The sequence below is a fragment of the Rhodococcus sp. EPR-157 genome (assembly GCF_001647195.1).
GTDB lineage: Bacteria > Actinomycetota > Actinomycetes > Mycobacteriales > Mycobacteriaceae > Rhodococcoides.
Map to the genome: position 1 here is coordinate 1 of NZ_LVCV01000575.1, position 4,996 is coordinate 4,996.

5 protein-coding genes are annotated in these 4,996 nt (G+C 63.7%); all 5 read right to left on the reverse strand.

The window, feature by feature from the left end; translation table 11 throughout:
- Window positions 1–256, reverse strand: a 256-nt coding sequence (locus tag A2J03_RS31835) for a hypothetical protein (protein ID WP_442971410.1), incomplete at its 3' end; no start/stop codon positions are given.
- On the reverse strand, window positions 257–811 hold the full coding sequence (locus A2J03_RS25360; protein ID WP_068379700.1) for a DUF3558 family protein: 555 nt from the start codon (window positions 809–811) through the stop codon (window positions 257–259).
- Between the two features lie 107 nt (window positions 812–918).
- Window positions 919–3,936, reverse strand: a complete 3,018-nt coding sequence (gene topA / locus A2J03_RS25365; protein ID WP_068379701.1) for a type I DNA topoisomerase — start codon at window positions 3,934–3,936, stop codon at window positions 919–921.
- A gap of 165 nt (window positions 3,937–4,101) precedes the next feature.
- The gene (locus A2J03_RS25370; protein ID WP_068379702.1) at window positions 4,102–4,689 is read right to left on the reverse strand and encodes a hypothetical protein; all 588 of its coding nucleotides are present in this window, start codon (window positions 4,687–4,689) and stop codon (window positions 4,102–4,104) included.
- Window positions 4,690–4,854: 165 nt separating this feature from the next.
- Window positions 4,855–4,996: cold shock domain-containing protein (locus tag A2J03_RS25375; protein ID WP_068379703.1), on the reverse strand; the 142-nt coding region annotated here is incomplete at its 5' end.

A 4,996-nucleotide genomic window follows, 5' to 3' on the forward strand; every position in this document is an offset into this window, starting at 1 on the left:
CGATCGCGAAGGAATCATTCGCCCAGAGGCACCCAGGGGTCCCTGGCAGTTCGGTGGGACCAGCACCGGGCAGGTCGAGGTCCTCCAACAAGTCCGCGGGCAGGTCGCAGGGATCGAACGACGCCGGCATCGACCTCGATGCGGTCGAATCCTGTTTTGCGGCGGTAGCATTTCCCTGAACGTCTGACGAGCAGCCGAGAACGGTCACCAGGAATGCGACGATGATCCCACCTAGAAGTGCAGTCGAGGCTCGCATCTACGCGTCACCTAGGAGCAGTCTGGTGGCAATCCTCAAATTGAAGCAGTAGGAGTCGAACTGCACTTCGGACATCGTGAATTGCACTGTCCGATTGTCGATCTCGGACAGGGAGATGCACTTGTCTCCCTCGAATACGAACAGCTGAACCATCTGCCCGTAGGCCTCGAATTCAACCAGGTCGGTGACGCCAGGGGTAGTCGCGATCGACTCCCGATTAACCTCGCCGTTGATTCCCGCGGTGAACCGCAGGCCATCACCGGTCCACGTGCATCCACCTCCTCCCGGGATATCCGATCTCGTCTCCGGGTCGACGCCCACGAATACTCTCAGCGAGATATCGTCGAATTCGCACGGATCGAACGACGCCGGTTTCGACGCGGACGGTGTCGGCGCCGTAGCGCGAGGACGCGTGCTCGAAGTGGGCGAACTCGACTGACTCTCGCTCAGCCCTAGGCCCTGCCACGAGTCCTCGACGACGGCCTTGCCCTCGACCGTCTGGGCGCACCCCGTCAGCGCCAGTACACACAGGGCTATCGTCAGTTTCTTTCCCACATGGACTTGGACGCACCGGGGCCCCAATCGGTTCCCGGCGCCCCATTTTCGACCGCTTGAATGGTTCATTCATGCTGCCAGACAACATGGATGGACCATTCAAGCGATCAGGAGGCCGGCGGAGCCTTCTTCGCCGCAGCCTTCTTGGCTGGAGCCTTCTTGGCCGGCGTCTTCTTGGCAGCGGTCTTCTTCGCCGCAGCCTTCTTCGCCGGTGCCTTCTTGCTAGCCGTCGCCGTCTTGGTAGCCGTCGCCTTCTTGGTGGCTGCCTTCTTGGTGGCCTTCTTCTTCACCGGCCCGCGAGCACGCCGGTCCGCCAACAGCTCCGACGCACGGTCGTCGGTGATGGTTGCGACGTCGTCGTCCTTGCGCAAGCTGGCGTTGGTTTCGCCGTCTGTGACGTACGGACCGAATCGGCCGTCCTTGATCACCATCGGCTGCTCGCTGATCGGGTCGACGCCGAGTTCGCGCAGCGGCGGCTTCGCCTCACCTTGACGTCCACGACGTTTCGGTTCGGAGTAGATCTTCAATGCCTCTTCGAGAGTGACGGTGAACAGCTGTTCCTCGTCCGCCAGCGAGCGAGAGTCGGTGCCCTTCTTCAGGTATGGCCCGTAGCGGCCGTTCTGCGCCGTGATCTCTTCCTTGGATTCCGGATCGAGGCCGACGACGCGCGGGAGCGAGAGCAGCTTGAGGGCATCCTCGAGCGTGATGGTCGCGAGATCCATCGACTTGAGCAGAGAACCGGTACGCGGCTTGGGGCCGGTGGCCTTCTTCGCCGCCTTCTTGGCAGGAGCCTTCTTCGCGGCTGCCTTCTTGACCGCCGTCTTGGTGCCACCGCCACCATCACCGCCATCACCACTGTCGTCGGTGGGGATGGGGACGATGTCCGGCTCGGGAGGAGTCGGTTCGGGCTCGGGTTCAGGCAGAATCTCGGTGACGTACGGGCCGAATCGGCCTTCCTTGGCGACGATTTCATTGCCGGTCAGCGGGTCAGCGCCGAGTTTGCGGCCCTCCTGCGGGGTCGCGAACAACTTCTCGGCGAACTCGATGGTGAGCTCGTCCGGCGGGAGATCGTCGGGCAGATTGGCACGCTGCGAGATCGGATCCCCGTCGGGATCATCGTCGTTGACGACCATGCGCTCGAGATAGGGGCCGTAGCGACCGACACGAACGTGGATCTCGCGGCCCTGATCGTCGTCGAACAGCCTGATCGAGTTGATGACACGAGCGTCGATGTCCTCGAGGTTGGTGCCGACCATCTTCTTCAGGCCACCCGAGCGTGCGACGGACCCCTCGGCGCCGGTATCCCCGCCGAAGTAGAAGTTCTGCAGCCAGTTTCCTCGTCGCTCACGGCCTCCCGCGATGGCGTCGAGATCGTCCTCCATGCCTGCGGTGAAGTCGAAGTCCACGAGTCGACCGAAGTGCGCCTCGAGAAGAGCGATGACCGAGAACGCAACCCACGACGGCACGAGGGCACTGCCACGTTTGTAGACGTAGCCGCGATCGAGAATCGTCTTGATGATCGACGCATACGTCGACGGGCGGCCGATGCCGAGTTCTTCGAGCGTCTTGATCAGCGACGCTTCGGTGTAGCGCGCAGGCGGGTTGGTCGTGTGGCCGTCGGGATCGAGCTTGGTGGCGACAACCGCAGCGCCGGCCTTCAATGCCGGAAGGCGTGACTCGGCGTCGTCGGACTGCCCGCCCGCCTCGTCGTCGACGCTTTCCACGTAGGCCTTGAGGAAGCCTGCGAACGTGATGGTCCGGCCCGAGGCGGAGAAGGTGCACTCCTCGCCGGTGCCGGCGGTGCCGGTGATGCGCAGCGTCAGGGTCGTTCCGCGAAGATCGGCCATCTGCGAGGCGACGGTCCGCTGCCAGATGAGCTCGTACAGCCGGAACTCGTCGGTCTGCAATGCCGAATGCAGCTGACCCGGTGTCTGGAAGACGTCACCGGAAGGCCTGATCGCCTCGTGCGCCTCCTGCGCGTTCTTCACCTTGCGTGTGTACTGCCGCGGAGACGGGTGCACGTACTCGGGGCCGTACAGCTCCGTTGCCTGCGAGCGGGCAGCAGCGATGGCCGACTCCGACAGCGTCGTCGAGTCGGTACGCATGTAGGTGATGTAGCCGTTCTCGTACAGACGCTGCGCGACGCGCATGGTCCGCTCCGAGGAGAACCGCAGCTTGCGGCCGGCTTCCTGCTGGAGCGTCGACGTCATGAACGGCGGGTACGGCTTGCGCGTGTACGGCTTGTCCTCGGCGGACGCAACGGTGAGGTCGACGCCTTCGAGCGCCTCGGCAAGGCGCCTGGCACGTGGCTCGTCGATGACGGTGACGCCGTCGGACTTCAGCTTGCCGTCGGCACCGAAATCACGACCCGATGCCACTCGGGAACCGTCGACGTTGACCAGTCGCGCACCGAAACTGCGCGGCGACGCGTCGGCGCCGGCGTCGAGGGTGGCCGAAATGTCCCAGTACTCGGCGCTACGGAAGGCCATGCGATCGCGTTCACGCTGAACGATGATCCTGGTGGCGACGGATTGGACGCGGCCCGCCGACAGCTTCGGCATGACCTTCTTCCACAGCACGGGGCTGACCTCGTAGCCGTAGAGGCGGTCGAGGATGCGTCGAGTTTCCTGCGCGTCGACGAGATCCTGGTCGAGCTCGCGAGTGTCTGCAGCAGCAGCGAGGATGGCAGGCTTGGTGATCTCGTGGAAGACCATCCGACGGACGGGGATCTTGGGGTTCAGGGTCTCGAGGAGATGCCATGCGATGGCCTCACCCTCGCGGTCGGGGTCAGTGGCGAGGAAGAGTTCGTCGGCGTCCTTGAGCAGGCTCTTGAGCTCGGCGACCTTGCCCTTCTTCTCCGGTGACACCACGTAGAGCGCCTCGAAGTCGTGATCGACGTCCACGCCGAGGCGCGCCCATGCCTCACCTTTGTACTTGGCCGGTACGTCTGCTGCGCCGCGTGGCAGGTCGCGGATGTGACCGACCGACGCCTCGACGACGTAGTTCTTGCCCAGGTACGGGGCAATCTTCTTGGCCTTGGTCGGGGACTCGACGATGACAAGGCGCCGCGGCTCGACAGATCCGCCGGTGGTGGTGTCCCCCGTGCCGTTATTGCGTGCTGCCACCTTGCTGCCGAACCTTCCCTCGTTGCGTTCCCGATAGCCGTCTACTGCTCTCGACAGGCCGTTCGCGGATACTTCCTACCCGCCGAAACCGACATTTTTGCCGGTCCGCCTGGTAACAGAGTGGCATACGCCGTCAAAATACTCGCAGATCAGCTGCATACCCTCCTACTCTGCAGTCGGCCAACTGGTACGTGCGTCCGGATTCTCCGGAGCTGGCCCGACGTTCTCCACCAGCCGCAACATCCGTCTGCGACCGGTGATACGTAGTCCCGGCATCGATCCCCTCGTGCCGATCAGCGTCGGTGCGATTCCCGCGCGCATCAGAGCTTGAGCGAGCGGAGCGTGGGTGTCCGGTGCATGCGGGTCCAGACCGAGAACATACCGTTCGCCATCTGCTTCTGGCCGCCCGGCTGCGAGTACCCACGCGCGCAACTCGCGCGCACCGGGCACCCACCCCGGCGGCATCGCCTTCACTGCGCCCTTGGTCCACTGGGAAGCCAAAGCAGACAGTTCGGGCACGGACGCGGTACGTACGAGTGGTCGATTCTCTTCCGACCGACCGAGCTCGGAGACCAAACCGCACTCGGCGATCAGATCCGAGATCGCTTCGGCTCGCCAGAGCTGTTCGACGACGACCGAGATACGAGCACCGGACGCAGACAGAACTACCTGGCCGGTGGCCGCCAGCAGCCCACTCAAGTCCGTCACCGACGGCGGCAACGACTCGGCAGAGAAAAAGGACAACTGGTTCACAATGTGGACAGTAGGACATCTCTTGGGCAAACGTCCCCCGTCCGAGTCCTGTGTCTGCAACGGATACGCAGAAACGACTCATCCCCCTCTGCGAACGGGCAAGCCCGGATGCAGAGGGGGATGATGTTGTGTCGGTTCCTCACACGCAGGTGGGAGGAAACTCGATCAGACTGCGCGAACTCCGGTCGCCTGGGGTCCCTTGGTACCCTGGCCAACCTCGAACTCGACGCGCTGGTTCTCCTCGAGGGTGCGGAAACCGCTGCCCTGAATCTCGGAGTAATGAACGAAAACGTCAGCGGAGCCGTCT